22 protein-coding genes and 1 tRNA gene are annotated in these 26579 nt (G+C 67.7%); 16 read left to right on the top strand and 7 right to left on the bottom strand.

Features of this window, described 5'->3' with window-relative positions; translation table 11 throughout:
- Positions 1–4: 4 nt before the first annotated feature.
- The 10 genes from BLV94_RS15605 (at position 5) to BLV94_RS15560 (ending at position 15519) form a co-directional block, all read left to right on the top strand.
- On the top strand, positions 5–955 hold the full coding sequence (locus BLV94_RS15605) for a glycosyltransferase family 2 protein (protein ID WP_072940925.1): 951 nt from the start codon (positions 5–7) through the stop codon (positions 953–955).
- The gene (locus BLV94_RS15600) at positions 952–2262 is read left to right on the top strand and encodes a glycosyltransferase (RefSeq protein WP_072940922.1); all 1311 of its coding nucleotides are present in this window, start codon (positions 952–954) and stop codon (positions 2260–2262) included. Before BLV94_RS15605 ends, BLV94_RS15600 begins: the two co-directional genes overlap by 4 nt.
- Entirely contained in the window at positions 2246–4039 is a 1794-nt protein-coding gene (locus tag BLV94_RS15595; RefSeq protein ID WP_072940920.1) for a serine aminopeptidase domain-containing protein, read from the top strand. Before BLV94_RS15600 ends, BLV94_RS15595 begins: the two co-directional genes overlap by 17 nt.
- Positions 4040–4041: 2 nt before the next feature.
- Positions 4042–5415: a lipopolysaccharide biosynthesis protein gene (locus BLV94_RS15590; protein ID WP_072940917.1), complete on the top strand. Its 1374-nt coding sequence runs from the start codon at positions 4042–4044 to the stop codon at positions 5413–5415.
- Complete coding sequence (locus tag BLV94_RS15585) at positions 5402–6643, top strand: hypothetical protein (protein ID WP_072940915.1); 1242 nt, start codon at positions 5402–5404, stop codon at positions 6641–6643. Before BLV94_RS15590 ends, BLV94_RS15585 begins: the two co-directional genes overlap by 14 nt.
- A gap of 2 nt (positions 6644–6645) precedes the next feature.
- A complete protein-coding gene (locus BLV94_RS15580; protein ID WP_072940912.1) occupies positions 6646–7317 on the top strand; it encodes a DUF998 domain-containing protein in 672 nt (223 codons plus the stop codon).
- Between the two features lie 31 nt (positions 7318–7348).
- Complete coding sequence (locus BLV94_RS15575) at positions 7349–8146, top strand: glycoside hydrolase family 16 protein (protein WP_072940910.1); 798 nt, start codon at positions 7349–7351, stop codon at positions 8144–8146.
- On the top strand, positions 8139–10247 hold the full coding sequence (locus tag BLV94_RS15570) for a hypothetical protein (RefSeq protein WP_072940908.1): 2109 nt from the start codon (positions 8139–8141) through the stop codon (positions 10245–10247). Before BLV94_RS15575 ends, BLV94_RS15570 begins: the two co-directional genes overlap by 8 nt.
- 56 nt (positions 10248–10303) lie before the next feature.
- Positions 10304–11143 carry a glycoside hydrolase family 16 protein gene (locus tag BLV94_RS15565; protein WP_072940905.1) on the top strand — a complete coding sequence of 280 codons (840 nt, stop codon included), beginning with the start codon at positions 10304–10306 and terminating at the stop codon, positions 11141–11143.
- A 407-nt stretch (positions 11144–11550) separates the two neighbouring features.
- Positions 11551–15519, top strand: a complete 3969-nt coding sequence (locus BLV94_RS15560) for a bifunctional diguanylate cyclase/phosphodiesterase (RefSeq protein ID WP_072941203.1) — start codon at positions 11551–11553, stop codon at positions 15517–15519.
- Between the two features lie 17 nt (positions 15520–15536).
- Here BLV94_RS15560 and efeB read toward each other — a convergent pair whose 3' ends face one another.
- The 3 genes from efeB to efeU are packed head-to-tail and all read right to left on the bottom strand — an operon-like array spanning position 15537 to position 18911.
- On the bottom strand, positions 15537–16817 hold the full coding sequence (gene efeB / locus BLV94_RS15555; protein WP_072940903.1) for an iron uptake transporter deferrochelatase/peroxidase subunit: 1281 nt from the start codon (positions 16815–16817) through the stop codon (positions 15537–15539).
- A gap of 2 nt (positions 16818–16819) precedes the next feature.
- Positions 16820–17959 carry an iron uptake system protein EfeO gene (efeO, locus tag BLV94_RS15550; protein ID WP_072940900.1) on the bottom strand — a complete coding sequence of 380 codons (1140 nt, stop codon included), beginning with the start codon at positions 17957–17959 and terminating at the stop codon, positions 16820–16822.
- A gap of 16 nt (positions 17960–17975) precedes the next feature.
- Complete coding sequence (efeU, locus tag BLV94_RS15545; RefSeq protein ID WP_072940898.1) at positions 17976–18911, bottom strand: iron uptake transporter permease EfeU; 936 nt, start codon at positions 18909–18911, stop codon at positions 17976–17978.
- A gap of 246 nt (positions 18912–19157) precedes the next feature.
- Between efeU and BLV94_RS15540 the strand changes: the two genes are divergently transcribed.
- The 6 genes from BLV94_RS15540 to BLV94_RS15515 all read left to right on the top strand — a co-directional run bounded on the left by BLV94_RS15540 (position 19158) and on the right by BLV94_RS15515 (position 23786).
- A complete protein-coding gene (locus BLV94_RS15540) occupies positions 19158–19928 on the top strand; it encodes a lytic transglycosylase domain-containing protein (RefSeq protein WP_072941200.1) in 771 nt (256 codons plus the stop codon).
- Between the two features lie 196 nt (positions 19929–20124).
- A complete protein-coding gene (eno, locus tag BLV94_RS15535; protein WP_072940896.1) occupies positions 20125–21411 on the top strand; it encodes a phosphopyruvate hydratase in 1287 nt (428 codons plus the stop codon).
- A gap of 33 nt (positions 21412–21444) precedes the next feature.
- Positions 21445–22167 (top strand): FtsB family cell division protein, encoded by a 723-nt coding sequence (locus tag BLV94_RS15530; RefSeq protein ID WP_072940893.1) that lies wholly within the window; start codon positions 21445–21447, stop codon positions 22165–22167.
- Positions 22164–22718, top strand: coding sequence for a DUF501 domain-containing protein (locus BLV94_RS15525; protein WP_072940892.1), 555 nt, complete (start codon positions 22164–22166; stop codon positions 22716–22718). The genes BLV94_RS15530 and BLV94_RS15525 overlap by 4 nt, the downstream gene beginning before the upstream one ends.
- Complete coding sequence (locus tag BLV94_RS15520; RefSeq protein ID WP_072940889.1) at positions 22715–23659, top strand: Ppx/GppA phosphatase family protein; 945 nt, start codon at positions 22715–22717, stop codon at positions 23657–23659. Before BLV94_RS15525 ends, BLV94_RS15520 begins: the two co-directional genes overlap by 4 nt.
- A 50-nt stretch (positions 23660–23709) precedes the next feature.
- Positions 23710–23786, top strand: a tRNA-Leu gene (locus BLV94_RS15515).
- Between the two features lie 236 nt (positions 23787–24022).
- On the opposite strand, the gene BLV94_RS50880 is transcribed toward BLV94_RS15515, so the two are convergent.
- The 4 genes from BLV94_RS50880 to BLV94_RS15495 all read right to left on the bottom strand — a co-directional run bounded on the left by BLV94_RS50880 (position 24023) and on the right by BLV94_RS15495 (position 26436).
- Complete coding sequence (locus BLV94_RS50880; protein ID WP_244163599.1) at positions 24023–24601, bottom strand: HNH endonuclease; 579 nt, start codon at positions 24599–24601, stop codon at positions 24023–24025.
- 71 nt (positions 24602–24672) lie between these two features.
- The gene (locus BLV94_RS15505) at positions 24673–25449 is read right to left on the bottom strand and encodes a class I SAM-dependent methyltransferase (protein ID WP_072940888.1); all 777 of its coding nucleotides are present in this window, start codon (positions 25447–25449) and stop codon (positions 24673–24675) included.
- A 17-nt stretch (positions 25450–25466) separates the two neighbouring features.
- On the bottom strand, positions 25467–25838 hold the full coding sequence (locus BLV94_RS15500) for a hypothetical protein (protein WP_072940885.1): 372 nt from the start codon (positions 25836–25838) through the stop codon (positions 25467–25469).
- A 154-nt stretch (positions 25839–25992) separates the two neighbouring features.
- Positions 25993–26436: a hypothetical protein gene (locus BLV94_RS15495; RefSeq protein ID WP_072940882.1), complete on the bottom strand. Its 444-nt coding sequence runs from the start codon at positions 26434–26436 to the stop codon at positions 25993–25995.
- Positions 26437–26579 lie beyond the last annotated feature (143 nt).

Here is a 26579-nt window from a genome sequence, read left to right as displayed (position 1 = left end):
GGCCATGACGGTGTCCACGCTCGTGTCCTGCTCCGTCGTCATCTGCGCCTACACCACCGAACGGTGGAGCGACCTGTGCGCCGCGGTCGACTCGGTCCTCGCCCAGAGTGTGCCGGTCCTCGAGGTGCTGCTGGTGATCGATCATTCGGAGGAGTTGTTCTCCCATGCCGAACGGCACTTCGCAGCGGAACCTCGTGTGACCGTGCTACGCAATTCCGAGTCGAAGGGCCTGTCCGGCGCCCGCAATACCGGCGTCCGCGCGTCGAGGGGCGACATGATCGCGTTCCTCGACGACGATGCCCGCGCCGAGCTCGACTGGTATCGCGTGTCCGCCGCCCACTATTCCGATCCCGACGTGCTCGGTGTCGGCGGATTCGCCAGCCCGGCGTGGCCGGCCGACCGTCCCGTGTGGATGCCCGCCGAGTTCGACTGGGTGGTCGGCTGCAGCTACGTCGGCCAGCCGACGCGCATCGAACCGGTGCGGAACTTCATCGGCTGCAACATGTCTCTGCGGCGCACGGTCTTCGACACCGTCGACGGGTTCAGTGACGGAATCGGCAGGGTCGGGAAGAGGCCGGTCGGGTGCGAGGAGACCGAACTCTGCATCCGGATCCGAACTCACAAGCCCACCGCGCAATTGCTGTTCGACCCCGCGATGAGGGTGGTGCACCGCGTCAGTGACGACCGCACCACGTTCCGCTACTTCCTCTCGCGCTGCTTCCACGAGGGCGTGTCGAAAGCGCTGGTCTCCGATCTCGTCGGGGCCGGCGACGCGCTCAGCAGCGAACGGGCGTACACCGCACGTGTACTCCCACGAGCCGTCGTCGCGGGGATCGCGTCCCCTCGGCACGGCGGACTGTTCCGAGCGGGTGCCGTGGTCGCGGGGTTCACGGTGACCGCAGCCGGATACGTCCGAGGTCTCGTCGGTCTGCGATCGAAGCGGGTGACGGCATGACTGGAACACTCGATCGCCGGATCGACCTGGCGCCGGCTCTCGAGAGTGATCACGCGCCGACGTGGGACGGCGCCGTCTGGGTCGGCGAACTACGTGGACCTGTCCGGGAAGACACCGAATACCGGCTGGACCGAGCCGAGGGTTATCGGCGCGCCCGGCTGCTCGTGCGAGAAGATCGCACCCTGCTGGGATTCGTCGAGGTGGACATCGAGGACGGCAGGCTCGAGACCGCCGCACTGCGGCACGCACTGGACGGGCTCGTGCCGATGGCGGTGGCCGACAGCGTCGTCGACACCGAAGCATCCGGCCCGTCCGTCACCGTCGTGGTGTGTACCCGCGACCGGGTCGACAGCCTGAAGGACGCCCTGCAATCGATCCTGTCGCTCGACCATCCCGGCTACGAGGTGATCGTGGTCGACAACGCATCCCGCACGGATGCCACCCAGCGGTATGTCGCCGAACTCGGTGACCCCCGCGTGCGCGTCGTGACCGAGCCCCGGCCCGGACTGTCCCGGGCGCGCAATGCGGGAGTCCGCGCGGCGAACACCGAGATCATCGCGTTCACCGACGACGACGTCGTGGTCGACCCGCACTGGCTCACCGAACTCGTGGCCGGCTTCGGTGCAGGGAACGCGGTGGCGTGCGTATGCGGGATCGTCCCGAGCGGTGAGATCCGCACACCCGCGCAGGCGTACTTCGATCAGCGGGTGGGGTGGGCAAGTTCCTGTGTCCCACGGCTGTTCGACCTCGCGCACCCGCCCGCCGACGTGCCGCTCTTCCCCTTCCAGGTCGGGATCTACGGCACCGGCGCGAATTTCGCCGTCGACCGGCAGGCCGTGTACGCGCTCGGCGGTTTCGACGAGGCACTCGGGGCGGGAGCCCCCACCGACGGCGGCGAAGACCTCGACATGTTCTTCCGCGTGCTGCACTCCGGGCGGCAACTGGCGTACCGACCCGGGGCGGTCGTGTGGCATCGGCACCGCGAGGACAACGAGGCGCTCGCCGTCCAGGCGCGCGGCTACGGACTCGGACTCGGCGCCTGGCTGGCCAAGATCGCCGTCCATCCACGCACCGCGTGGCTCGCGGTGCGTATCGCGGTGCGGCAGGCGCCCACGTTTCTCCGTCTGTCGCGGAAGATGTCCCACGTCGCCACGCCTCCGGACCGTCTCGCCGACCACCTTCCCGAGGGGATCGGGGCCACCGAGCTCCGGTCCATCGCACGCGGACCGTTCGCCTATCTGAAGGCCCGCGTCGAGGGCCGGGATCCGGCGCCGATGAGAGGGGTGACTCATGACGGCCCATCCTGATCTCGTAGGCACCGAGCCGCTCGGCGGCCGCGCCGACGGCACCCGGTTCGCCACCTGGTTCGGACCGGACGACGCACCGCTGTTCGCCGTCGTCGATCGTCCTGCCGACGGCCGCTGCCGCGGTGCCGTCGTCCTCTGCCCGCCGATCGGCAAGGAACAGGTCGACTCGTATCGCGGAATGGTGTATCTCGCCCAGCAATTACGCGCTCGAGGGCTGCTGGTGTTGCGGTTCGACTACCGCGGCACCGGCGACTCGTCCGGCGCCCAGGACGATTCCGACGCGGTCGCGGGGTGGCTCGACAGCATCCGGAGAGCGGTCGACTACGTGCGCAGCTCCGGCATCACGGACATCGGGTTGGTCGGCCTCCGGGTCGGCGCCCTGCTCGCCGCACAGGTCGCCGCGGTGTGCGGTCCGGTGCGGGCCGTGGCCTTGTGGGATCCTGTGGTTCGTGGCCGCGCCTACCTGCGCAAGCAGACCGCGCTCCACCAGATGGTGGTCGGTCCCGAGGACACGGACGATCCGCGAGTGACGCTCATCGGTGCGGTGCTCGCACCGGCCGCTGCGTCGGCCCTGTCGGCGATGTCTCTGCGTGCCGCGACCCCGCCGTCGGGCGCGAAGGTCCTGATGGCGGTGCGGGACAGTGAGGTCGATTCCGTCGCGACGCGTGAGGCCGTTGCCGCCTGGAACGCCGAGACCGTCACCGTCCACGACTACGAATCATTCCTCGAGCCGGCGGACTTCGTGGTCCGGCACCCGTTCGGCGACATCGACCGGATCGCGGCATGGATGTCCGCATCCTTCGGCGACCACCACACCGGTGCCGCACTCGATCTCCGCCCCACCGCCGTGGTGGATCGCACCGTCGACGGCAGGCAGGTCATCGAGACACTGGAGTTCGCGGGAGCGGCCGAACTCTTCACGATCCGTACGTCCGTCGCGGCCGAACAGGGTGCGACGCACAGCCCTGCGGGACCGACGGTGATCTTCCACGGAACCGCCAACGAGCACCGTGTGGGACCGGTCCGGCTGTGGGCCGAGACCGCGCGCGAGCTGGCGGCCCACGGGATCGTCAGCGTCCGCTTCGATCGTCGCGGCACCGGCGACACCGGTCTGGTGCAGCACGGCGAATGCACCACCATCTACACGGACGAATCCCGGGACGACGCCGTCGACATCATCTCCGTCAGCGGTGCGCCGCCCGGATCGGTTGTGCTCGCCGGGATGTGCTCGGGGGCATGGAATTCGAGCTACGCCGCCATCCGGCACCCCGTCCGGGCAGTGGTCCTGGTCAACATGGCGGACTGGACAATCACCCGGAAGGCGTTCGTGAAGCAGTCCACGATGGACGCCGACCGGAGGTCCCTGAAGGGGGCAGCGCTCGCGCTGCTCCACCGGCACGCGGCGACGGCGAAGAAATACCTGCGGGTGTGGTTGCCCTACCGCGGCTGGTTGTGGCTGGGCCGGGCCGGGCTGCTGCAGGTGCCGGAAGTCATGCTCGCTCCGCTTCACGAGCGCGGCGTGCACGCTACCGTCCTCCTCTCACCGGTCGATTACGCGGCGTTCGTCGAGAACCACGGCGAGCGCAGCCTTCGCCGGCTGCGGGGTGCCGGCTGGAACGGACGTCTGGTCACCTACCCGTCCGGTGACCACTCGCTGTACAGCACCGCCCTGCGCGACAGGGTTCTCCGGGACGTCCTCGCCACTGCGCTCGGTGAACTGACCGTGGGCCGTGTCGACGACGCCCGTGACGATTCCCGGTCGGCGTTGGTCGGGTAGTCATGGGATCCCTGACAGCGACGCAGTCGCAACTACGCGCCAGACACCGTGCCGAGCAGCCACCGCGCTCTGCGGGGCGGAATCTGCAGCTCAACTCGATGGCACTCATGCTGTCGAGTGTCGTCACCGGTGTCCTCGGCCTCGCCTTCTGGGGCGCGGCTGCGCGGTTGTTCCCCGCTGATCAGGTGGGCGTGGCGTCCGCTCTCATCTCGACGGCGATCATGCTGTCGACGCTCTCGAATCTCAGCCTCGGCTCGATGTTCGAGCGCTTCCTGCCGGTGGCGGGCCACCGCGCGGGACCGTTGCTGGTCAAGGGTTTCGCCGCCGTGGCCACGCTGGCCTTCGTGTCGGCTGTCGGGCTCATCGTCCTCGGTCCGCGGGACACGCTGTTCGAAAACAACTTGGAAATCGCGATCTATCCGGTGTTCGTCGTCGTCCTCGCGCTCTTCGCGCTGCAGGACCAGACCGTCTCCGGTCTGGGCGTGGCCCGCTGGGCGGCGTCGAAGAACGTCTTCCACGCGCTGGCCAAACTGCTGGCGGTCGTGGTGCTCGCGGCGTCCGGGTCGGCGCTCGCCATCGTCGCGTCCTGGGGGGTCACCGCGGCGGTCGCCGTTGTGGTTCTGCTGACGTCGATGGGGCTGCGCATCCGGTCCGACCCGCGATACCGGCAGGTACCCGCGCTGCCTTCCAACAAGGAACTCGGGGTGTACTTCGGTTCCTCGTACGGCATTTCGGCCCTGGGGGCCATTGCCCCGCTCGTCGTCCCGCTGATCGTTGTCACCCGGGTCGGCACCGCGGCGAACGCTTACTTCGCGGTGACGTGGTCGATCGTCAGCGCCCTCTACATCATGGTGAACCTCATGGTGGGCCCGTTCGTGGCCGAGGCCGCCGCGCATCCGGACAAGATCGTCAGCCTGTCCCGCCGGTTCGTCCGCACCATTGCCGTGATCGCGGTGGTGGGCGGATTCGGGCTGGCCTTCGTCGCGCCGCCCGCGCTCGGAGTCATCGGGGCGGAATACCGTGCGGAAGGAACGCCGCTGCTCCATCTCGCCGCGGTCTTCGTGCCCCTCGCCGTCATCGGCGCCGTCTACGACGGTCTCGCACGGGTGTACCGGCGGCTCACCCTCGCCGTCGTCACCCAGTGCCTGGCCACGGTGGTGATCATCGTCGGCAGCCTGGTCTTCAGCGCGTCGGTCGGCGTCGCGGGGGTGGGCTGGGCGTATCTCGTCGCCGAGACACTGACCGCCGTGATCCTCGCCGGACCGCTCATCTCGTGGCTCCGCCGACTCCAGAACCGCGCCAAGTGGGAGCGGTGGCTGGCGAAGAAGAGCGCGAACCAGAAACCGATGTGGCAGGTGTCCGATGTCGACGGATAGAGCGAGTTCCCGCGACCTGATGCGCAGCGGCAGCCGGATGATCACCGCAATCGGTCCCGTCCGCCTGCCCAGCATCGGCGAGATCCGGGACACGCTGACCGTGCTCGCGCACGCCGGTGGACGTCACACTCCGATCGGGCTCGTCCCGACCACCGAGTCACGCCGGTGGGAGCACCGACCGCAGGACTTCCTCGGGAACGTCCAGCAATTGGGGCCGTGCACCCGGGAGGACGTGCCTCGGTTGCTGACCGGGCTGGCGCGCGCGGGTGCATCCGTGTACCCGCTGAACGTCGCGGTCGCGGGTGACTTTCTCCTCCTCGACATTTCGCACGGACTCGGTGACGGAAGGCTCGCACTGTCACTCGTCCGTGCTGTCGCCGGCGGACGCAGCGGGACGCCGGTCCCCGAATGGGCCCGGACGCGAGACAGCGCACTGCCGCTCGCACGCGCCCTGACCCGGGCGTTCGCGTCGTCCCCCGCCCGTGTCGCTCAGCTCCTCGAATCCCGGCCCTCCACCGCACACGATTCCTGTCCCGTCGAGGTCGTACCCTGGGGCAGAGCGCCCACTGCGGTCGTCGCGTCCGCAGTGTCCGGAACCATCGCGGAACTCCGTCGTTGGCGGGATCGGGATCTGCCCGGGGCGTCGGTGTCGTCATTGCTGTTTGCGGCCGTCGCGCGGGCGATGCGCAGTCGTGGCCTGAAGATCGAAGACAGGGTCGACGTCCTTTTCGACTGCCGCCGTTACCTTCCGGACGGTGCGACGGTGAACGGAAATTTCGCTGCCGGAGTGCGATTCGCACTGTCCGACCCCGGTGATGCCGCAGAGATGAGTGCGGCGATCGCGCAGGCCACCGCGTCGGGCAGGCCGCTCGCCTCTCTCGCACTCAGCATCGCCAAGTTCCGTAGGCGGGTGCGTGCCGGCACGGCGCACACTGCGGCCTCCCACGTCGCGGCGACACCCCGGGCGAGACTCGTGTACTCCGACATGGGCGAGGCGGCGCTGCTGGCCGATCTCGACTGGACCGACGAGCCCGGCCGGCGGATCGTCACCGCGCTGAGCGAACCGGCCGATCCGGCGTCGATCGTCTTCACCTCGGTGCGCCGCGGTCCCGAACTCGACGTGTCGGCGTCCCTGCACGACAACGTGTTCGACCCTGAACTCGTCCGCGACGCACTTGCGGACGCCCTGTGTGATCCACTGTCTCTCCTGTCTCGAAGGATTGTCTAGCCATGCCCTCACACGTCCTGGAGACTTCGAAGCGAACTCCGCTGTACCTCACCGTCGCCGTGCTGCAGTTCTTCGTCGTCGAATTCCTCGTCGCCGGAACCTGGCGCGGTCACTACAGCTATTCCGCCAACTTCATCAGCGACCTCGGCGTCCCGTTCTGCGGCACCGACGGCACGGCGCCGTGTAGCAGGACGTCGCTGTTGATGGACGCGGCGTTCGTCATGGTCGGCGTCGCATATGTCGTCGGCGCCGTCCTCTGGTACCGCGTCGAGCGGGTGCTCCCGCTCGTTCCGGTGGTATTCCTCGTCGTAGCCGGAATCGGCGGAGTAGTGGTCGGTCTGGCGCCGTCGAACACGCACTGGGAGGTGCATTCGCTCGGTGCCACGCTGTTCCTCATCTTCGGCAGTCTCTTCACACTGACGACGGCGCTCACCGTATGGCCCCACAGGTCGGGTCCGGCAACGTACGTCGCCCTCGCGCTGGGGGTGATCGGTCTGGTGGGGTACTTCTGTTTCACCTACTCCTGGGACCTCGGTCTCGGCGTCGGTGGTATCGAACGGGTCGCGGCGTACTCGGCGATCCTCGGGTTCGTCGTGTGCGTCCACCTCGTGACACAGCTGCAGTCGGTTCGGCGTTCGGCTGACGTCCGGGTCGGAGACAAAGCCGGTGCATAGGCAGCTGAACCGTCCACGCAGGACCCGTGCAGTGTCGTCGGCTGCGGTGTTCCTCGCGCTCGCCTGCGTCGGCGCCACCGGGTGGTATGCGTCGAGCGATGTCGCGCAGGCATCCGGGAAGGGCGAGTCGGTGCTCATGTTCGACGATTTCGTCGGGGCCGCCGGAACCTCACCCGACTCCCGCTACTGGGGCCACGCGGTCGGGGGCGGAGGCTGGGGAAACGACGAGGCGCAGGTCTACACGGACGATCCCGCCAATTCCCGGCTCGACGGCGAGGGCAACCTCGTGATCGAAGCCCGCCGCGACGGATCGGGCTACACGTCAGCCAGGCTGGTCACCCTCGACCGCTTCGCCTTCCAGTACGGACGTGCCGAGGCCCGCATCAAGATGCCGAAGGGACAGGGCCTGCATCCGGCGTTCTGGTTGATGGGCACGGACGTCAACCGCGTGGGCTGGCCGCAGTCGGGAGAGATCGACGTGATCGAGACGATCAACGACGCGTCGTTCTATCACAGTGCGCTGCACGGCCCGTCCGCGGACGGCACACCCTGGTATCTGAACGTCGAAGGCAGCAACGACGTGTCGGACGGTTTTCACGACTACTGGGTGGAACGGTCGGCGGACCGGATCACGTTCGGCATCGACGACGGTGTGACGGGCGAGTTCTCGCGTGCGGATCTGGACCCGGGGCAGGAGTGGGTGTTCGACAAACCGTTCTCCCTGTTGCTGAACGTCGCCGTCGGCGGACGGTGGCCGGGTGACGTCGGAGCCGACACGACGTTTCCGGCGACGATGCTCGTCGATTGGGTGAAGGTGACCGATGAGTGATCTCCTCACTGCGGAGCGCGTGAACAGGACGGCTCCGGAGCTGTCCCGGTACTACGACGTCGCCGCATTGGCGTCGGCGGTCGCGGGACTGACATCCCTTGCGCCGCTTCCGTCGCCGGTCAGCGCCGTACTCCTGACGGTGTTCGTACTGAGCGGCCCTGGTCTCGCGATCGTGACGTGGCTGCGGATACCGGTCGCCGCAGCCGTCGCGGCCGTCCCCGTCCTCGGGCTGTCCGTGGTGACCGCCGCCACCACCGTCCTGGCGTGGTTCTACCGCTGGCCCGCCATCGGTCTGCTGCTGGTGATGGTCCTGGCCGTCGTCGCGTCCGCGCTGCGGCATCGGTGGCACGACACCGGCGCCGACCCGGTTCGCGCGGTCACCCTGCAGCAGGTGTGGTTTCGTCTGTCGCACTGGGGTCACGCCGCCCGCGTCAATCGACCCCTGATCCTCGTCGCCGTGGCCCTGGCTCTCTGGGGGGCGGTGCTCGCCGGGCTCGGCACCACCGGGTACTCACAGTTCGGCCTGTTGTTCGTCGGAAGCGGGCCCGGCCTGGTGGTGTGCGCGCTGATGATGCTCGGCGCGTTCGTCTGGGCGCTCCGCGCGGGGGCGGTCGGGACCGCGGCCACGGCCCTGCTCGGTGTGATCGTGGTGGAACGGCTCACCCCGACACTCGTCACCGACGTGCCCATCTACGGGTGGACGTACAAGCACCTCGGCGTGGTCGACTACATCCAGCAGTTCCAGACACTGCCGCCCAAGGGCGTCGACATCTACGGTGAGTGGCCGGGTTTCTTCACCGCATTCGCGTGGTTCGGTGACATCACGTCGGCAGACATGATGTCCATCGCCCACTGGTTCGCGCCGGTGATCCACGTGTTGCTGGCGGTCGTGATCGCCGCGATCGCCCGGCTCCTCGGGTTCGACATGCGGGTGGCACTGACAGCTGCGATGGTCGCGGAACTCGCCAACTGGGTGGGACAGGACTACTTCTCGCCGCAGGCCATCGCACTCGTCATGGCGCTGGGTGTGGTGGCACTGCTCGTCGTGTCGACGGAGCACCGATCCGCGGCGTACCTGTCGATCCTCGTCTTCGCTGCGCTGGTACCCACCCACCAGCTGACCCCCTACTGGCTTTTCGGTGTGACGGCGGCCCTGGCAGTGACGCGGAAGATCCGCCCGTGGTGGCTTCCCGTGCCCTACTTCGCGATCCTCGTCGCCTATCTCGTGCCGCGGCTGGACATCGTGGCACCGTACGGGCTGCTGTCCGGTTTCAACCCGGTCGACAACGCCGCCAGCAACGTGACCGCGGTCGGCACGTTGGGGAAGATCTTCACCTCTGCCGTGTGCCGTTCCCTGTCCGCGGGCATCATCCTGCTCGCCGTGGTCTGCGCGATCCTCCTCTGGCGCAGCAAACGTCCCGCCTGGGTCGCTACCGTCATGGCGTTCAGTTCGTTCGCCCTGCTGGCGGGTCAGAGCTACGGTGGTGAGGCGATCTTCCGGGTCTACCTCTACGCCGTGCCCGGCTGCGCGATCCTCATCGCACCGATTCTCGTGGACGCGCTCACGATCAGGTTCCGGTCCGGATTGCTCCGCGCAGTCGTCCCCGTCGGACTCGCGAGCGGACTGGCATACGTGACGTTTGCCGGCCTGCAAGGGTATTACGGGCTGTGGTCGCTGGTCGTCGGCTATCAGTCCCAGGTGACGTTCGCGGAGGACATCCTCGCGAACGAACAGCCACCGGCGACGATCATGTCCCTCTATCCCGCGGGTCTCCCCACTCGTGTCAGCGCCGACTACATCAAGTTCGCCGTCGTCGACAAGGATTTCGATCAACCCCTGCTGGCCTTGCCGCCGGCCTTGCTGGAGGGCTTCCCGCACGGCGGCCAGATCGAGATGCTCACCGCGGATGCGGCGGAACGCGAAGGCGACACGTATCTCGTGTTCAACACGCAGGGCACTGCCGCCATCCGCTACTACGGTTATCTACCGGACGGATCGGTCGACAACTTCGAGGACCAATTGCGGTCCAGCCCCGACTGGTCCGTGTCCGCGCAGGACGTCGACAGCACCATTTTCCGTTACACGGGGCCGCGGAGGTAACGGCTACCTGGCGTATTCGGTCACGAACGGTCGAGGCGGGCGCTTAGCATCGGCACATGCAGCGGATGCGCTCGGCCATGTTCGACATGGCGTTGACGTGCTCGGTGGCGCTGTGCGCGCTATCCCTCACCCCAGCTGTGGCCGTGGCCGTTCCCGTCGCGGGAGGTGCCCGGACCGCCTATCCCGGGTACACCGTGATCGGCAGCGACGAATTCGACGGACCCGCAAATGCTGCACCCAGTCCACAGTTCTGGGGTTACGACCTCGGGGGCGGCGGGTGGGGCAACAACGAGAAACAGGTGTACACCGATTCCCGCCAGAATTCGCGACTCGACGGCAACGGTCGTCTCGTCGTCGAGGCGCGCAGAAACGGTGGCGGCTTCACCTCGGCTCGGCTCGTGACCCGTGGAAAATTCGACTTCACGTACGGCGTGATCGAGGCACGGATGCAGGTGCCGTCCGGCCCGGGGATCCATCCGGCGTTCTGGACACTGGGAAGCAACATCAACAGCGTCGGGTGGCCCGTCTGCGGAGAGATCGACATCCTCGAAGTGATCGGGGACGGTTCGCGATATCACGCGGGAGTACACGGCCCCACCGTCGGCGGCGGTCACTGGGAGCGCTCGACGGACGGCTCGATCGGCGCGAACCTCAGCGCAGGTTTCCACGACTATGCGCTGATCAAGGCACCAGGCCGCATCTCGGTGGGGATCGACGGGAACATCGTCGGTACTGTCACCACGGCGGATCTCCGACCCGAGGAACGCTGGGTGTTCGACGCCCCCGCGTACCTGCTGCTGGATGTGGCCGTAGGCGGAAACTGGCCCGGCCCGGTCACGCCGTCCACACGCTTTCCCGCCACCATGCTGGTGGACTGGGTGAGGTTCTCCCAGTGACGTCAGGGACCGGCGAGTTCGGCGTGTGAATAGAATCAACTTCATGGCCGTGTCGAACTCCGAGTGCCGCTGCGGCCACCCATTCGCCGCTCACGAGCATTACCGCAAGGGCACGTCCTGTGCGATGTGCGACTGTCCGAAGTTCCGGCGGCCGCTCCCACGACTGATCGGGAAACTCGTCGGCCGCTGACCGCGCACAGAATTCGTCCGCCCTCGCTGAACGTCTCGTCGCTCCGACCCGGGTGTCGCCTTCTTGGTGTGCGACGGCATAACATACTTCAAGTATGTATAAGGCTGTATTACAGTATATAGATCGTGTAAATATGGTCTTCTGGAAACTTTGAATCCGATAACGCAATGAACGAATGTATGCGCAGGTGCCTCAGACGGCAGTTCGGATGGTGGCGATGGAACATCGGACAGCCGAACGCATGGGGACGTCGTCGAATGTGAAGGCCGTCCTGTGGAGCGACGTGCTGTGGCTGGTCGCAGTGACGATTGCGGTGCCGGCGGCGCTGTTCGCGCTGGCTCGGTGGCAAGGGTGGGACCGGGCGTTCGCGGCCACGGTGGTCGTCGACGTGGGCTTGCTGGTCTTCGCTCTCGCCGCGACCGGGTGTGCCGCGTGGGCGGCATGGAGAGGGCGGGGCGGCCGCCGCCGCAGTTGGCTGGCGCTGGCCGGTGGGCTCGCGGCCTGGTCGGTGGGCGAAGCCATCTGGTGCTACTACGAGATGTGGCAGGGGCTCGATCAGATCCCGTTCCCCTCGCCGGCGGACGCGGCCTTCCTGCTGTTTCCGGTCGGCGCGGGCGCAGCGCTGCTGCTGTTCCCGGCGGGTGACGGCGGGCAATCCCGCACCCGGCTGATTCTGGACGGAATCATCGTGGCCGGTTCACTGTTCGTGGTGTCGTGGGTGAGCGTGCTGGGCAGCGTGTACCGCGCGGGAAGCGACACAGCGGTCGCCCTCGTCTTGTCCCTCGCGTATCCCGTCGCGGACCTGGTGATCGCCACGATGGCGATAGTAGTGCTGGCCCGGGCCCGGTCCGGGCAACGTCTGACCCTCGGGATGCTGTGCACTGGGATCGTCCTGATGGCGTTGTCCGCCAGCGCATTCACATACATGAGCGCGATGGGCAGCTATCACACCGGCAGTGTGATCGACCTGGGCTGGGTGGCCGCCTTCGCCGCATTCGGGCTGGCGGCGCTGTCGAGCACCCGCGAGCCGTCGCGCGAACCGGTTCCGCTGCAGATTCCGTCTCGGACCCGATTGTGGTTGCCGTACCTCCCGTTGCTGGTGGCTGCTGCGGTCGGCCTGCAGCGGGAGCTGCCCGGCCTGGGATCCGGCCCGATTCCCGCTGTGATCATCGTCCTGGTGGTCGCCCTGCTCGCGCGGCAGTTCATCGTGTTGGCCGAGAACCGACGGCTCTTGCTCACCGTGGCCCGGCAAGCCTTTCGCGACCGGCTGACCGGACTGGCGAATCGTGCCTTGTTTCTCGACCGGCTCGACCAGGCCGTACAGCGCCGGCGCCGGGAACCGACACCGATCGTCGTGCTGTGCATGGATCTCGACGATTTCAAGACCGTCAACGACAGCCTCGGCCACCCCGCCGGCGACGAGTTGTTGATCCGCGTCGCCGAACGACTCACCGGCTGCATGCGGAGCACCGACACCGTGGCCCGGCTCGGAGGTGACGAATTCGCGGCACTGGTCGAAGGGAGCGTCGAGGATGCACTGTCTGCCGCGGATCGGGTACTCGAGGCCTTCACCCCGCCGTTCATCATCGACGGTGTCGTCCTTTCCATCCGCCCCAGCATCGGGCTCACCATCGCCACGTCCGAGGTCCCCGACGCGACGACCGAGAGCCTGCTCAAACAGGCCGACCTCGCGATGTATGCGGCCAAACGCTGCGGTGGCGGCTGCCTGCGCAGTTACATCCCCGACCGGGCCGACGCCGGCGATTTCGAGGCGCTGGCCGACGTCGACCGCCCGACCCACCGCCCCGTCGTCGTCAGCCCCGGGGAGGCCGCACACACACCGCGGCACGCGCGCCCCCTGGCCGTATCGGGAAGCGACAGCGTGCCGGAGGCGACGATCGCACATCGCCTGCCACAGCCGATTCGGGCGAACTGGGTGTCGCCGTCCGACCCGTCGCGGTGTGGCGTCACGGTCAGGCTCGGAATTCTGCTGATCGGTGTGGTCCTGTTGGGGATCTCGATCGGGTCGGAGGATCAATCCGGTTGGGTGGTGCTGCACGAGGTGCTCTACGACGGACTGGCCCTGTCGGCCGCGCTTCTCGTCGCTGCTCGCGCATGGTGGGTACCGACCGAGAAGAGGGCGTGGGCGCTGGTCGCGCTGGGCATGACGAGCTGGGGTGTGGGCGATCTCCTGGCGACGTCGTGGGTGACTGACGGCCAGTCGCCCTCGGTGGCCGATCCGCTGAAGTTGGCGTTCTACCCACTCGTGTATGCCGGGTTGGTGATGCTGCTGCGCGCACGGGTGCGGCGGATACCGACCGAGATCTGGTTCGACGCGGTCACCGCAGGTCTGACGCTCGCGGCGCTGGCGGCTGCCCTCGCATTCGGCCCGATCGACTCGGTGGCCGACGGATCGCCCGCCACCGTGATCGTCGGGTTGGCCTATCCGGTGGGAGATGTGCTGCTGCTGACACTCGCAGTCGGGGCGCTCGCGATGCTGGGGTGGCGTGCCGAGCAGCGGTGGGTGCTGTTGGTCGCGGGGTTCACGCTGTTCGCGGTGGCCGACACCGTGTACCTGTTCCGGAGTGCTGCCGGCCATGAGGTGGAGATATGGGTCGATGCGCTCCCACACGCCGCCGTGATGCTCGTTGCCGTGGCAAGCTGGCGAGCCCCGGGTCGAGAAAAGTCGGGTCAGCTACCGGGACTGGGCATCTGGGTTCCCCCACTGGCGTGCACCGCCGCAGCAGTGGGGCTGCTGGTCGTCGACCACGATGCGCGACTGCCGAGGCTCGCGGTGCTGCTGGCAGCGCTCAGCCTGGTCGCGGTCGCGGCCCGATTCGCGGTGACGTTCCGGCAAGTCGTCGTGCTGGCCGACAGTCATCGCGAGGCGAGCATCGACGACCTCACGAACCTGGCCAACCGGCGGGCAATCGTGGCCGCGCTGACGGCCGCGTACGACGACCAGGCGGTACAGCCGGCCGGGTACCACAACCGTCCGGGTCCTGGTCTGCTGCTGATGGATGTGGTCCGCTTCAAGGAGATCAACGACTCGTTCGGACGCTACGTGGGCGATCAATTGCTGTGCCAGGTGGCGGACCGATTGTCGCGGTCGGTGCGACCGGGCGATCTGCCGGCACGCCTCGACGCAGACGCCTTCGCGGTCCTGCTGCCGGCGGGGACCGATCTCGCAGGCGCCCGGGCGCTGGCGGGTCGTCTCCTCGAGGCATTTCGCGAGCCGTTCGACCTCGATGAGGTCACGGTGCGTATCGAGGCGTGCATCGGGATCGCCCTCTGCCCGCAACACTGCACCAATCCCCAGGACCTGCTGCAATGCGCGGGAGTGGCGATGTATCGCGCCAAGTATTCCCGCCGCACGATCGCCGTGTACGACGCCACCGAGTACCAGCGCGGCATCGAGGAGCGGCAGACCGTCGAGGAGCTGCGCACGGCGATCACCGGTGGCGAGCTCACGTGCTACTACCAACCCAAGGTCAGCGCCTCCGACGGCCGAGTGCACGGCGTCGAGGCGCTCGTTCGGTGGGAGCACCCCCTCCGCGGCCTACTCCTGCCCGACGAGTTCCTGCCCCAGGCCGAACAGTCCGGACTGATGCGGCCGCTGACGGCGAGGGTGCTCGAGCTTGCGCTGGGTCAGGCGCGGAGCTGGCTCGATCGCGGCATATCGCTCACCGTCGCAGTGAATCTGTCGGTCACCAATCTCCTCGACGTCGACCTGGTTGCCGAGATCAACCGACTCCTGGACGACCTTCGGTTACCCGCCGACACGCTGATCCTCGAGATCACCGAAAGCGTCCTGATGACCGACTACAAACGCGCCAGGAGGGTGGTCGAAGCGCTGCAGGGACTGGGAATCGGATTGTCGATCGACGACTACGGCACCGGCTGGTCTTCCCTGGCGTACCTGCAGGACCTGACCGTCGACGAGCTCAAACTCGACCGGGTCTTCGTCGCACGCCTCGCGAGCGACCCTCGGTCGGTCGCGATCGTGCGTTCGACGGTGGAACTCGCGCACAGCCTCGGTGCGTCGCTGGTCGCGGAAGGTGTCGAAGACGAGGACACCCTGCGCGCGCTGCGCCGGTACGGCTGCGACGTCACCCAGGGGCACTACCACGGTCGGCCGTTACCCCCCGACCAACTCGACCTTCGGTTGATCGGCGGGCACCGTTGACGCGAGGCGCGTGCCGGCTACGTGAACAGACCCTGACCCCAGTGCTGGCCCTCGGCGAGTCCGGGCGGGCAGACGAAGAGTGCGGATCCGACGTGCTGGATGTACTCGTTCATCGCGTCGTTTCTCGACAGGTTGAGCTGCATCGGCACGAACTGTTCCTGCGGGTTGCGGCAGTAGGCGATGAAGAAGAGTCCGGCGTCGAGGTGGCCGAAACCGTCGGAGCCGTCGGTGAAGTTGTAACCGCGACGCAGGATCTGGATGCCGCCCAGTTCCTGCGCGGACGCCAGCCGCACGTGGGCGTCGACGTCGATCACCGGGTCGTGTCCCTTCTTGGAGTCGAGGTCGAGTTCGTCGAACTCGGCCTTGCCGCTCAGGGGAGCGCCGCTGCCCTTGGACCGCCCGATCACGCGTTCCTGCTCGCCGAGCACGGTGCGGTCCCACTGTTCGATGAGCATGCGGATCCGCCGCGCCACGAGGTACGTGCCGCCGCCCATCCACGGCTGGTCGTCGCCGGAGGCCACCCAGACGTTCTGGTCGACGACGTCGGTTTCCTCCGCCTTGATGTTGTTCGTTCCGTCCTTGAACCCGAACAGGTTCCGCGGGGTGTCCTGGGTGGTGGACGTGGACGACGTGCGGCCGAAGCCGAGCTGCGACCAGCGGACCGAGGCCGTCCCGAACGCGACGCGCGCCAGGTTGCGGATGGCGTGCACGGCCACCTGCGGGTCGTTGGCGCACGCCTGGATCGCGATGTCGCCGCCACTGCGCGCCGGATCCAGGTTGTCCGCCCGGAAGTGCGGAAGTTCTTCGAGCGCCGCGGGTTTCTTGGACGCGAACCCGAACCGGTCGTCGAACAGCGAGGGTCCGAACCCGATGGTCAGCGTCAGCTGGGACGCCGCCAGGCCGAGCGCCTCCCCGGTGTCGCTGGGCGGAACGTACAGGCCGTCGCCGATGGCCCCGTCCGGGGTGGCCTCCTCGCCGGCGGTCATCCGCTCGGCCATCACGGTCCATTTCTTCAGCAGCGCCTCGAGTTCCTCCCGGGACTGCGTGGTGACGTCGAACGCCACGAAGTGCATCCGGTCCTGGGCGGGCGTCACGATGCCTGCCTGGTGTTCGCCCCGGAAGGCGACGACGTCGGCGTGCGAGAACGGCGGTTCGGCGGCGGTGGCGCGCCCGACCAGTGCACCGGCGCCTGCCAGGGCGGCTCCCGCCCCGACGGCGCCGAACAGACGTCGTCGGGACATGCCCTTGCGCTCGTGCACCGTGGTGGTCGTCTCGGTCGGACCGGTCGGATCAGTCATGATTATGCGCCTGCTACTACGCCCTGAACCTGGCTGACCTCGGCCGACAGGGCGTCGATCTTGCGCGACAGTTCCTGGCGCTGTTGTTCGTTGACAGTGTCGTAGAAGACGAACCCGTCACCCTGGCGGTATTGAGCGAGGTCGGCATCGAGGTCCGCGAAACGCTGGGTGATGTTCGCGGCCAGTTCGGGATTGCGTTCTTCGATGATCGGCTGCAGTGCGGCGACCGCGGCCTGCGAGCCGTCGACGTTGGCCTGGAAGTCCCACAGGTCGGTGTGCGAGAAGATGTCTTCCTCACCGGTGATCTTCGACGTCGAGATCTCGTCGAGCAGCCCCTGCGCGTCGCCGGCGATCTTGGTGGGGTCGATCGTGTAGTCCTCCGCGTTCACCTGGTCGGCGAGGTACTGGACGTCGACGACGAGTTGGTCGGCGATCGCGTTGGTGTCGGGCTGGGGACCGGTCACCCACAGGTCCTTCTCCAGTCGGTGGAAGCCCGTCCATTCCTGCCCGGGCTCGAGGTCGGCCTCCCGCAGATCGAGCTTGGGATCGAGCTCACCGAAGCTCTCCGCCTCCGGCTCGATGCGCTCGTAGTAGGTGCGGGCGACGGGGAACAGTGCCTTGGCCTGATCGATGTTGCCGGCCTTGACGGCGTCGACGAACTGCTGCGTGGTGTCCTGCAGGGCGACGACCTGACTGCGGATGTAGCGGCGGTAGCCGTCGGCTGCCTCGGCAAGCTGCCCGCTCTCGTCGGAGGCACTCATCGAGTCGCCGGTGACGGTGAATTCCTGCCGGATGCCGTTGCCGACCATGCCGGGCTTGCAGGCGAGCTGGTAGGTGCCTGCGTCGGGCAGCGACACGATGAGCTGGCGGGTGAGCCCGGGACCGATGTTCTCGACCTCACCCATCGCCCGGTCGCCCTCGGCGTACACGTAGAACTCGGTGACCTTGCTGCCGTTGTTCGTGACCTGGAACGTGCTGCTCCCGGTGGTCCCGGAGTCGGCGCTGACGTCGCAGGTCTCGTCGCTCGCGGTGACGGTGATGTCGTCGGTGTTCGCCGTCGACTTCTCGGTACAGCCTGCGAGGGCCAGCGGCAGCACGGCGACCGAGGCGAGGGCGAAGGTGGATCGGCGCATGGTCTTCATGGGCGGACGTTGCCTTTCACGAAACTGTTTCGTCGGGTGAGGGGGAGGCAGTGCGCTCGGGGGCCGCGGAGGCCGTCGGGGATGCGGAGGGCTCGGGTGCGCGTGTCGGTGCGGAGACGGGCCGGAGGAACAGGAAGAGGACCACGACGACGTACACGACCCAGGCGACCGCCTGCAGGGCGGTCGGGTCGGGCCGGAAGTTGAAGATGCCGGCGAGGACGGTGCCGTACCAGCTGGAGGCGTCGTATCCGCCGGAGATGTCGAACGCGAGTGCGGAACCGCCGGGCAGGACGCCACCGACCTGCAGGGCGTGGATGCCGTACCCGAGGATTCCGGCGGCGACGATGATCAGGAAGATGCCGGTGTACTTGAAGAATTTCGCGAAGTCGAGGCGGACGGCGCCCATGTACAGCAGCACGGTGAGGACCGCGGCCGCGACGATGCCGAGCAGGAGGCCGACGAGGGGCCATGCACTGCCTGCGGTGTTCTCGGCGTACCCGACCATGAGGAGCGCGGTCTCGACACCTTCTCGGCCGACGGCGAAGAACGCGAGCGTGAGTACCGCGATCGGACCGGCGACCAGTGCCTTCTCCATGCCGGCCTTGAGGTCGTGGGAGATGGTCCGCGCGGCCTTCCGCATCCACAGCACCATCGTGGTGACGATCGCGACCGCGACGAGGGAGGCGACGCCGGCGATGATCTCGGCGGTCAGTCCGGTGACGGTGGATGTTCCGTAATGGATGACGAGGAAGATCGCCGCCACCATCGCCACGGCGATGCCGACGCCGAGCCAGACCCATTTGAGTGCGTCCTTGCGTTCGGCTTTCACGAGGAACGCGGCGAGGATCATGACGACGATGCCCGCCTCGAGGCCCTCGCGCAGACCGATCAATCCACTGCCGAACAGCTGTGTGGCGATCGACGGCGCGGTCCCTGCGGCGAGAACTGACATGCACACTCCTGATCGAGGCGGGTCGAGCGCGAGCGATCAGCAAGGTTGGATAGGCAACCTTGCAGTAGGCAAGGCGAACCTTAGCCCTGTGGAAAAACATACACCGGGTGAGCGCGTCCGAAGAACCCCTCACCTGCACTTTTACAACTCTTTACCTTAGGCGTGTTGCCGTGTCGTGACCCGTATTCGGTGTGGACGCCGTCTCGCCTGGCCGGGATCGACGAGTTCGGTGTGGATGATGGAGACGTGAACCGATATCCCGTGCGGCCGACACGTCGTTCCCGATGGCCCGGACCGCTGTTCGCACTGCTCGCGGCGACGGTGGTCGCGGTTCTCGCCTACGGCGCGTGCTCGCGGGAGCAGCAACCGAGGATCGCCATACCGGAAGGCATCCCACCAGGTCCCGGTGCGGCGACCCCGCCGATCGACATCAACGCGCCGGGACGCTCCGCGGATCAACTGCACGAGTGGTCCGCCGGACTGGCCGACTCGATCGGCGTCGGAAATACCGCGCTCGAGGCGTACGGCTACGCGTCGGCGGTGATGGCCGAGACGAAACCCGGATGCGGGATCGGGTGGACCACCCTCGCCGGAATCGCCAGCGTCGAGAGCAGGCACGGCACGCACGCCGGTTCGACGGTCGGGCCGACCGGACAGGTGACGCCCGAGATCCGGGGCATCCCGCTCGACGGCGGACCCGGCGTCGCCGAGATCCCCGACTCCGACGGCGGGGCGATGGACGGCGACCCGGTGCACGACCGCGCCATGGGTCCCCTGCAGTTCATTCCCGAGACGTGGAAGAGGTGGGGTGTCGACGCGAACGGTGACGGCGTGGCGGACGCCGACAACATCGACGACTCGGCGTTGACCGCCGCCCGCTACCTGTGCGAGCGGGGCGGCGACCTCACCTCGCCGGAGGGTTGGCAGTCGGCTCTGATGGCCTACAACCTGTCGGGGGAGTACCTCACCCTGGTACGCGACCGGGCGTCCGCCTACTCCGTCGGGGTGCGTCCGTAACCCTTCCACCACCGCTTCGTGACCTGATCGCCGTCGTATCGACAGGTGTCGCGCGGGCGGATCGCCGTCGGCGGGGCGCGCCATCCCGCGCCGGTTTCGGTGTGCCGTTACGCTGTGTCCTGGCACGATCTGGTGTCCTGGCACGATCGGACCGGTCGCTGCACAGTGCGAAGGCCAATATAAGGAGAATCAGCAAGTGTCCATCATTGAGCAGGTCGGAGCCCGTGAGATCCTCGATTCCCGTGGTAACCCCACGGTGGAGGTCGAGGTGCTGCTCGACGACGGAAGTTTCGCTCGCGCCGCGGTTCCGTCGGGTGCCTCGACCGGTGAGCACGAGGCCGTCGAACTGCGTGACGGCGGTGACCGGTACAACGGCAAGGGTGTCGAGAAGGCCGTCGAGGCCGTCCTGAGCGAGATCGCTCCGGCCATCATCGGGATCGACGCCACCGAGCAGCGAACCGTCGACCAGGCCCTGCTGGACGCCGACGGCACCCCCGACAAGTCGCGTCTGGGCGCCAACGCGCTCCTGGGTGCGTCCCTCGCGGTCGCCCGCGCGGCCGCCGAGTCGTCCGGTCTCGACCTTTTCCGTTACGTCGGCGGCCCCAACGCCCACGTCCTGCCCGTCCCGATGATGAACATCCTCAACGGTGGCGCGCACGCAGACACCGGTGTCGACGTCCAGGAGTTCATGGTCGCCCCGATCGGTGCCGCCACATTCAAGGAGTCCCTGCGCTGGGGCGCCGAGGTGTACCACGCCCTCAAGTCGGTGCTGAAGGAGAAGGGCCTGGCCACCGGTCTCGGTGACGAGGGCGGCTTCGCCCCCGACGTCGCGGGCACCAAGGAAGCCCTCGACCTGATCAGCGTCGCCATCGGCAAGACCGGTCTGGTGCTGGGCACCGACGTGGCGCTGGCACTCGACGTCGCCGCCACCGAGTTCTACACGGACGGCACCGGCTACAAGTTCGAGGGCAGCAACCGGACCGCGGACGAGATGGCGGCGTTCTACGCCGAACTGGTCGACGCGTACCCGATCGTATCCATCGAGGACCCGCTGGACGAGGACGACTGGGACGGCTGGGTCGCCCTCACCGATCAGATCGGCAACAAGGTCCAGCTCGTCGGTGACGACCTGTTCGTCACCAACCCGGAGCGTCTGGAAGAGGGCATCGTCAAGGGCGCCGCGAACGCGCTGCTGGTGAAGGTCAACCAGATCGGCACGCTGACCGAGACCCTCGACGCCGTCGACCTCGCGCACCGCAACGGCTACAAGACGATGATGAGCCACCGGTCCGGCGAGACCGAGGACACCACCATCGCCGACCTCGCGGTCGCCGTGGGCAGTGGTCAGATCAAGACCGGCGCCCCCGCACGCAGCGAGCGTGTCGCCAAGTACAACCAGCTGCTGCGCATCGAGGAGAACCTGGGCGACGCCGCCCGCTACGCCGGCGAGGTCGCCTTCCCGCGGTTCGCATTCGAAGGCTGACGTTCGACAGTCGAGTGAGGGGTGTTGGGGTAGGTGGCACAGCGCGGCAGGCCGCGGTCGTCCGGAGCAAGTCCGGGCGGCCGTGGCACCGGGCGTGGTGAACGGGCCCGCGGAAGCCGCGCGGAGGGCGCTCCCGGAGCGCGACGCCCCCGCACCACCAAGTCGACGACGCCGGGGCAGGCCGACGGCAAACCGGACGCCGTCGACAGCGCCGACACCGGCAAGGTGCTCCCCGGCCGCGCCCGCCCGAGACGGGTGGGCGCGACCGGGGCCGCCCGCATACCTCGGTCCGAGCACAAGATCCTCGGGCTGTCGACGGGCCAGGCGCTCGTCCTCGTCATGGTCGTGCTGCTTCTCGCCCTCACCCTCGCGGTTCCGCTGCGCAACTACCTCACCCAGCGTGGTGAAGCGGATCGCATTGCAGCGGAACAGGTTCAACTCGAGAAGGATCTGCGGGAACTGCGGATTCTCGAGGAGCGTTACTCCGACCCCGCCTACATCGAGGCGCAGGCGCGGGGACGGCTCCGGTGGGTGAAGCCCGGCGACACGCCGTTCCAGGTGCAGCTGCCCGGCGACTACAAGGAGCCGGAGAAGCAGGAGGAGAAGGACGCCGAGATGGCGGGCCCCTGGTACTCCGACCTGTGGAAGACCATTTCAGAACCGCCGGCCGCGCCCGAGGTGCAGCCGGCACCGGCTCCGGCGCCCCCCATGGTGCCGCCGCCCGTACCGCCAGAACCAGGAGAACCCACCGGGTGACCACTTCGTCCAACCCGTCCAGCCCCGTGCCGCAGGAAGACCTCGACGCCGTCGCCGCCCAACTCGGCCGCGAACCGCGAGGAGTGCTCGAGATCGCGTACCGCAGTCCCGACGGCGCACCCGGCGTCGTGAAGACCGCGCCCAAACTTCCCGACGGAACGCCGTTCCCGACGCTGTACTACCTGACCGACCCGCGACTGACCGCGGAGGCCAGCAGGCAGGAGTCCGCGGGTGTGATGCGTGAGATGACCGAACGTCTCGGGCAGGACCCGGAACTCGCGGCCGCATACCTGCGCGCCCACCAGTCGTATCTCGCCGAGCGTGACGCCATCGAACCATTGGGAACGGACTTCACCGGCGGCGGCATGCCCGAACGCGTCAAATGCCTGCACGTGCTGATGGCCCACTCGCTCGCGAAGGGGCCGGGCGTCAACCCGCTCGGCGACGAGTCGGTGGCCCTCGCCGCATCCGCGGCAGGCGGAAAGCTGAGGGGCACCGCGATTCCCGCGGACTGGCCCGGCATCGACGACATCGAAAGTCCCGAACAGTGACGCGCGTCGCCGCCGTCGACTGCGGCACGAACTCCATCCGCCTCCTCGTCGCCGATGTCGACGACAAGGGTGCCTTGCACGACGTCTGCCGCGAGATGCGCGTCGTCCGGCTGGGGCAGGGCGTGGACGCCACCGGGCGTCTGGCGCCCGAGGCCATCGAACGCACCCGCGTCGCGTTGACCGAGTACGCCGGAATGATCGCGGACGCCGGCGCCACCGCCGTCCGCATGGTGGCCACGTCCGCCACCCGCGACGCGTCCAATCGGGAGGATTTCTTCTCGATGACCCGCGACGTGCTCGGTGCCGTCATCCCGGGCGCCGGGGCCGAAGTCATCACCGGCGACGAGGAAGCGCGACTGTCGTTCAACGGTGCGGTCGGGGAACTCGATCCCTCCCAGGGGCCGTTCGTGGTCGTGGACCTCGGCGGTGGTTCCACCGAAGTGGTGCTCGGCGACGAATCCGGCGTTCACGCGGCGTTCTCCACCGACATCGGGTGCGTGCGCATCACCGAGCGCTGCCTCCACGACGATCCGCCGACGCCCGCACAGATCGAGGACGCCCGGGCCTTCGCACAGGAACGCCTCGACGACGCGTTCGCTCGCGTCCCCGTCGAACAGGCCCACACCTGGGTGGGCGTCGCAGGCACCATGACCACGATCGCCGCCCTCGCGAAAGAGCTGCCCGAATACGACGCCGAACAGGTGCATCTCTCCCGCATCCTGCTGCCCCGGCTTCGGGCGGTCTGCAACTCGCTGATCGCCATGACCCACACCGAACGCGCCGCGCTCGGACCGATGCACCCCGGACGGGTCGACGTCATCGGCGGCGGAGCGATCGTGACCCTCGCCCTCGCCGACGCATTCGAGAAAAAGGCCGGCATCGACCAACTCGTCGTCAGCGAACACGACATCCTCGACGGAATCGCCTTGTCGATCGCCTGAGCTAGGGTGATCTGCGCACGGTCGCCGAGCAACACCCTCGGCGGTCGACAGCCCCTATAGCCCAATTGGCAGAGGCAGCGGACTTAAAATCCGCCAAGTGTCGGTTCGAGTCCGACTGGGGGCACCATGAAACCGCAGTGAGGGGCATTTCCGTCTCGCGCTACGAAGGTGACGTTGACCAGGTCGCGGCGTGGCTGGATCGGATGGAGCGGCACGAGCACGACACGGACCGAGACGTCCGTCCGATCCGAGGCCGAAGGGTCGGCGACACATGCATCGGATGGCGAACTGGTCGTTTGAGGTGTGCGAGCTGGCGGAGTGCGAGAGCACGGGGCAGGCGATATGACGCACCGCAGGCAAGCCCTACCCCGCCGCGATGATCCTGTTCGACTTGGTCCGGTTGCACCGCCAGCACAAGGTTTGGAGATTCTCCGGCGCTGTCAGACCGCCCTTGGACACAGGCATGATGTGATCAACCTCTAGCAACAGATGCGGTTCCGCCGACAGAGAAATCGAGCAGTACCGGCAAGTGTGGTTGTCACGGGTCTTGATCATGTTGCGCAGCGTCGTGGTCATGAGCGCGCGCTGGCCGGCCGCGCTCTTCCGCCACTTGATCTTCTGCGACATAGTTTCGATCAGCACGTCGATCGTCTGCCGGTTGAGAGTGACAGATGATCGCTGGCCGCTGTTTCCACCGGCACTGACGTACTCGAAGGTGTAGACCGGGTACGGCACGCTGATCGGCGACAACTCGACTCCGACGTGCTTCATGAGCTCGTCGGAGTAGTGCTCGAGGACGAACTTCGGCGGGTTGACCATTTGTGTGATGCCGGCCTCCCGCTGCTGAAGATTCGCGACCGCATCCTCCAGACGGGTGATGCCGTCCCCGAGGCTCTCCACCTCGGCGAGGTCTTCCTCGTTGAGATGGCGCGACAAGTTCAAGTCAGCGCGTGAGCCCGTGCGCTGGGCGAGGAAGTAAGCGCCAAGCCCGAGCCACCGCCGACGCGCCGCTGTCAGGACTGCCGGACGAGTTCCGCGCGCATCTGAGTGAACAGGAACAACCCCGGGCGTCGGGAGATCTGCTCGTACTCGCGTGCGACGTCGTCCATGAACTCCGGGACGGCGGCGTCGTCGAGGTGCGCAGTCCAGTCGGTGGATCCGACGGTGCACCACCGCACGAAATCTTCCCGGGATCCGAAGTCCCATTCGACGTCGTGGACGCCGAGGTTCGTGGTGTCGAGTCCTGCTGCTTTCGCGATGTCGCGGAACTTCTCCGGTTCGACGTGGATGAACGGCGCCGTGAAGTCGGTGAAGAACTCCGCCCACCGTGGGCGTGCCGAGATGGCCATCATCACGTCTTCGATACTGGTCCGGGGACCGGCGCACACCATCTGGACGATCACACGGCCACCGTCCACGACGCTGCGGGCGATCGCGGCCAACGCCACCTGCAGGTCGGGAACCCAGTGCAGCGCGTTGAACGACACCGCGACGTCGAACTCACCGTCGAACGGAAGGTCGCGAGCGTCCGCGAAACGGAACTCGGCGCGGGCCCCGTCCGGCACCGCCCGCGATTCTGCCTTCGCGATCATCCGCGGGGAGGCGTCCACTCCGACCACCGAACCGCCGGGAAGCCGCTCGGCGATCCGGAGCGTGACGAATCCGTCGCCGCACCCCACGTCCAGCACACGTTCAGTGCCGGCGAGGGTGAGCTCCGCGATCGACTGCTCCGCGACGGCGCGCTGCAGTGCGCCGACATCGGCGTAGCCTTCGCCGTCCCAGTCGACCACGACGGCCCGCGGCTCTCTCAGGCTCCCTGGTGGTGCGGGCTCGAGTGTGCGCCACCCCCGGATCGCGCGATGGACGCGCGGACGCGGGCCGTGGCCTGCCAGATCTGAGTGCTGTCGTGCACGCTGATACACGGTATTCCCTGTTCACGGGCGTTCTGAATCGCCTGCGCGTCCTGAGGGGAGCCGACTCCGTCGAGGACGTCCTCGGTGACGATCGCGCAGAGCGCGGGGCCGTCCAGCTTCCGGACGGGCTCGAGTCCGTGGACGACCATCCACTGCTTGACCATCGCCCAGTGCGACACCTCTTTGTACCGGGTGGGGTTTCCGATGAAGAGAACCCGACGAGAGCGGCGGGCGCGAGCGATATCGATGTGCGTGACGGTAGCCATGGCGGAGGGTTCCTGTCCGTTGCGGGATTCCGTACTGTCAATCCCCACTCGCACCGGTTTCGTTACGCCCCGCCCCAGGAAGTTCGCCGATCCCGCATACGTGAGTGCGAAAGAGTGCTCGAACACGCTTTGCCGCTCACGTACGCGGGGGCCGTCAGCTGCCGAACGGGCTGCCCGACGAGCCTCCGCCGCCTGGCCCGGACGTGTCGGTCACGGTGACGGTGGTGGGGTCCTCGGTGCCGTTGGTCAGCGGCGGAGCGGTGCCCCACTGCTCGAAAGACGGAATGCTCGAGCAGGACCACTGGACCGAGTACTTGCCGGGGTCGACGGTGGCCCGGAGTTCGCCGTCGTCTCCGCCCATCACGACGGTGGGTCCCACAATGGCGGCGGGCACGGTCCCGTCGACGGGGAGGACGTTCATCAGGCACAACACCGCCCCGGGGACGTCGTACCGGACTTCCATGACCACCGCGTTCCCGTCGTCGGTGATGTCGACGGCGATGTCCTCGGGTGCCGCGGACGCCGTGGGTGCGGCGAGCAGACCCACGCCGGTGACTGCGGCGGCGATTCCTGCGGTTCGTGCGATCGTGACCTTCATCGGTGCATCCTTCCGGACTTCTCGGTTGCCGGTTTTGGTACGAGCCAGGAGCCACCCGGGAGTATCGCACCTCCAACCCGGATCTGCTGGGATGCGAAAGGTGGAACACTGCTGGTCTGGGGGTTCTCAGCGTGTCGATCCGG

Source organism: Rhodococcus koreensis, assembly GCF_900105905.1.
GTDB classification, from domain to species: domain Bacteria; phylum Actinomycetota; class Actinomycetes; order Mycobacteriales; family Mycobacteriaceae; genus Rhodococcus_F; species Rhodococcus_F koreensis.
Note: the sequence above shows the minus strand (reverse complement) of the source record. Positions and strands in the feature narration are given on the sequence as shown.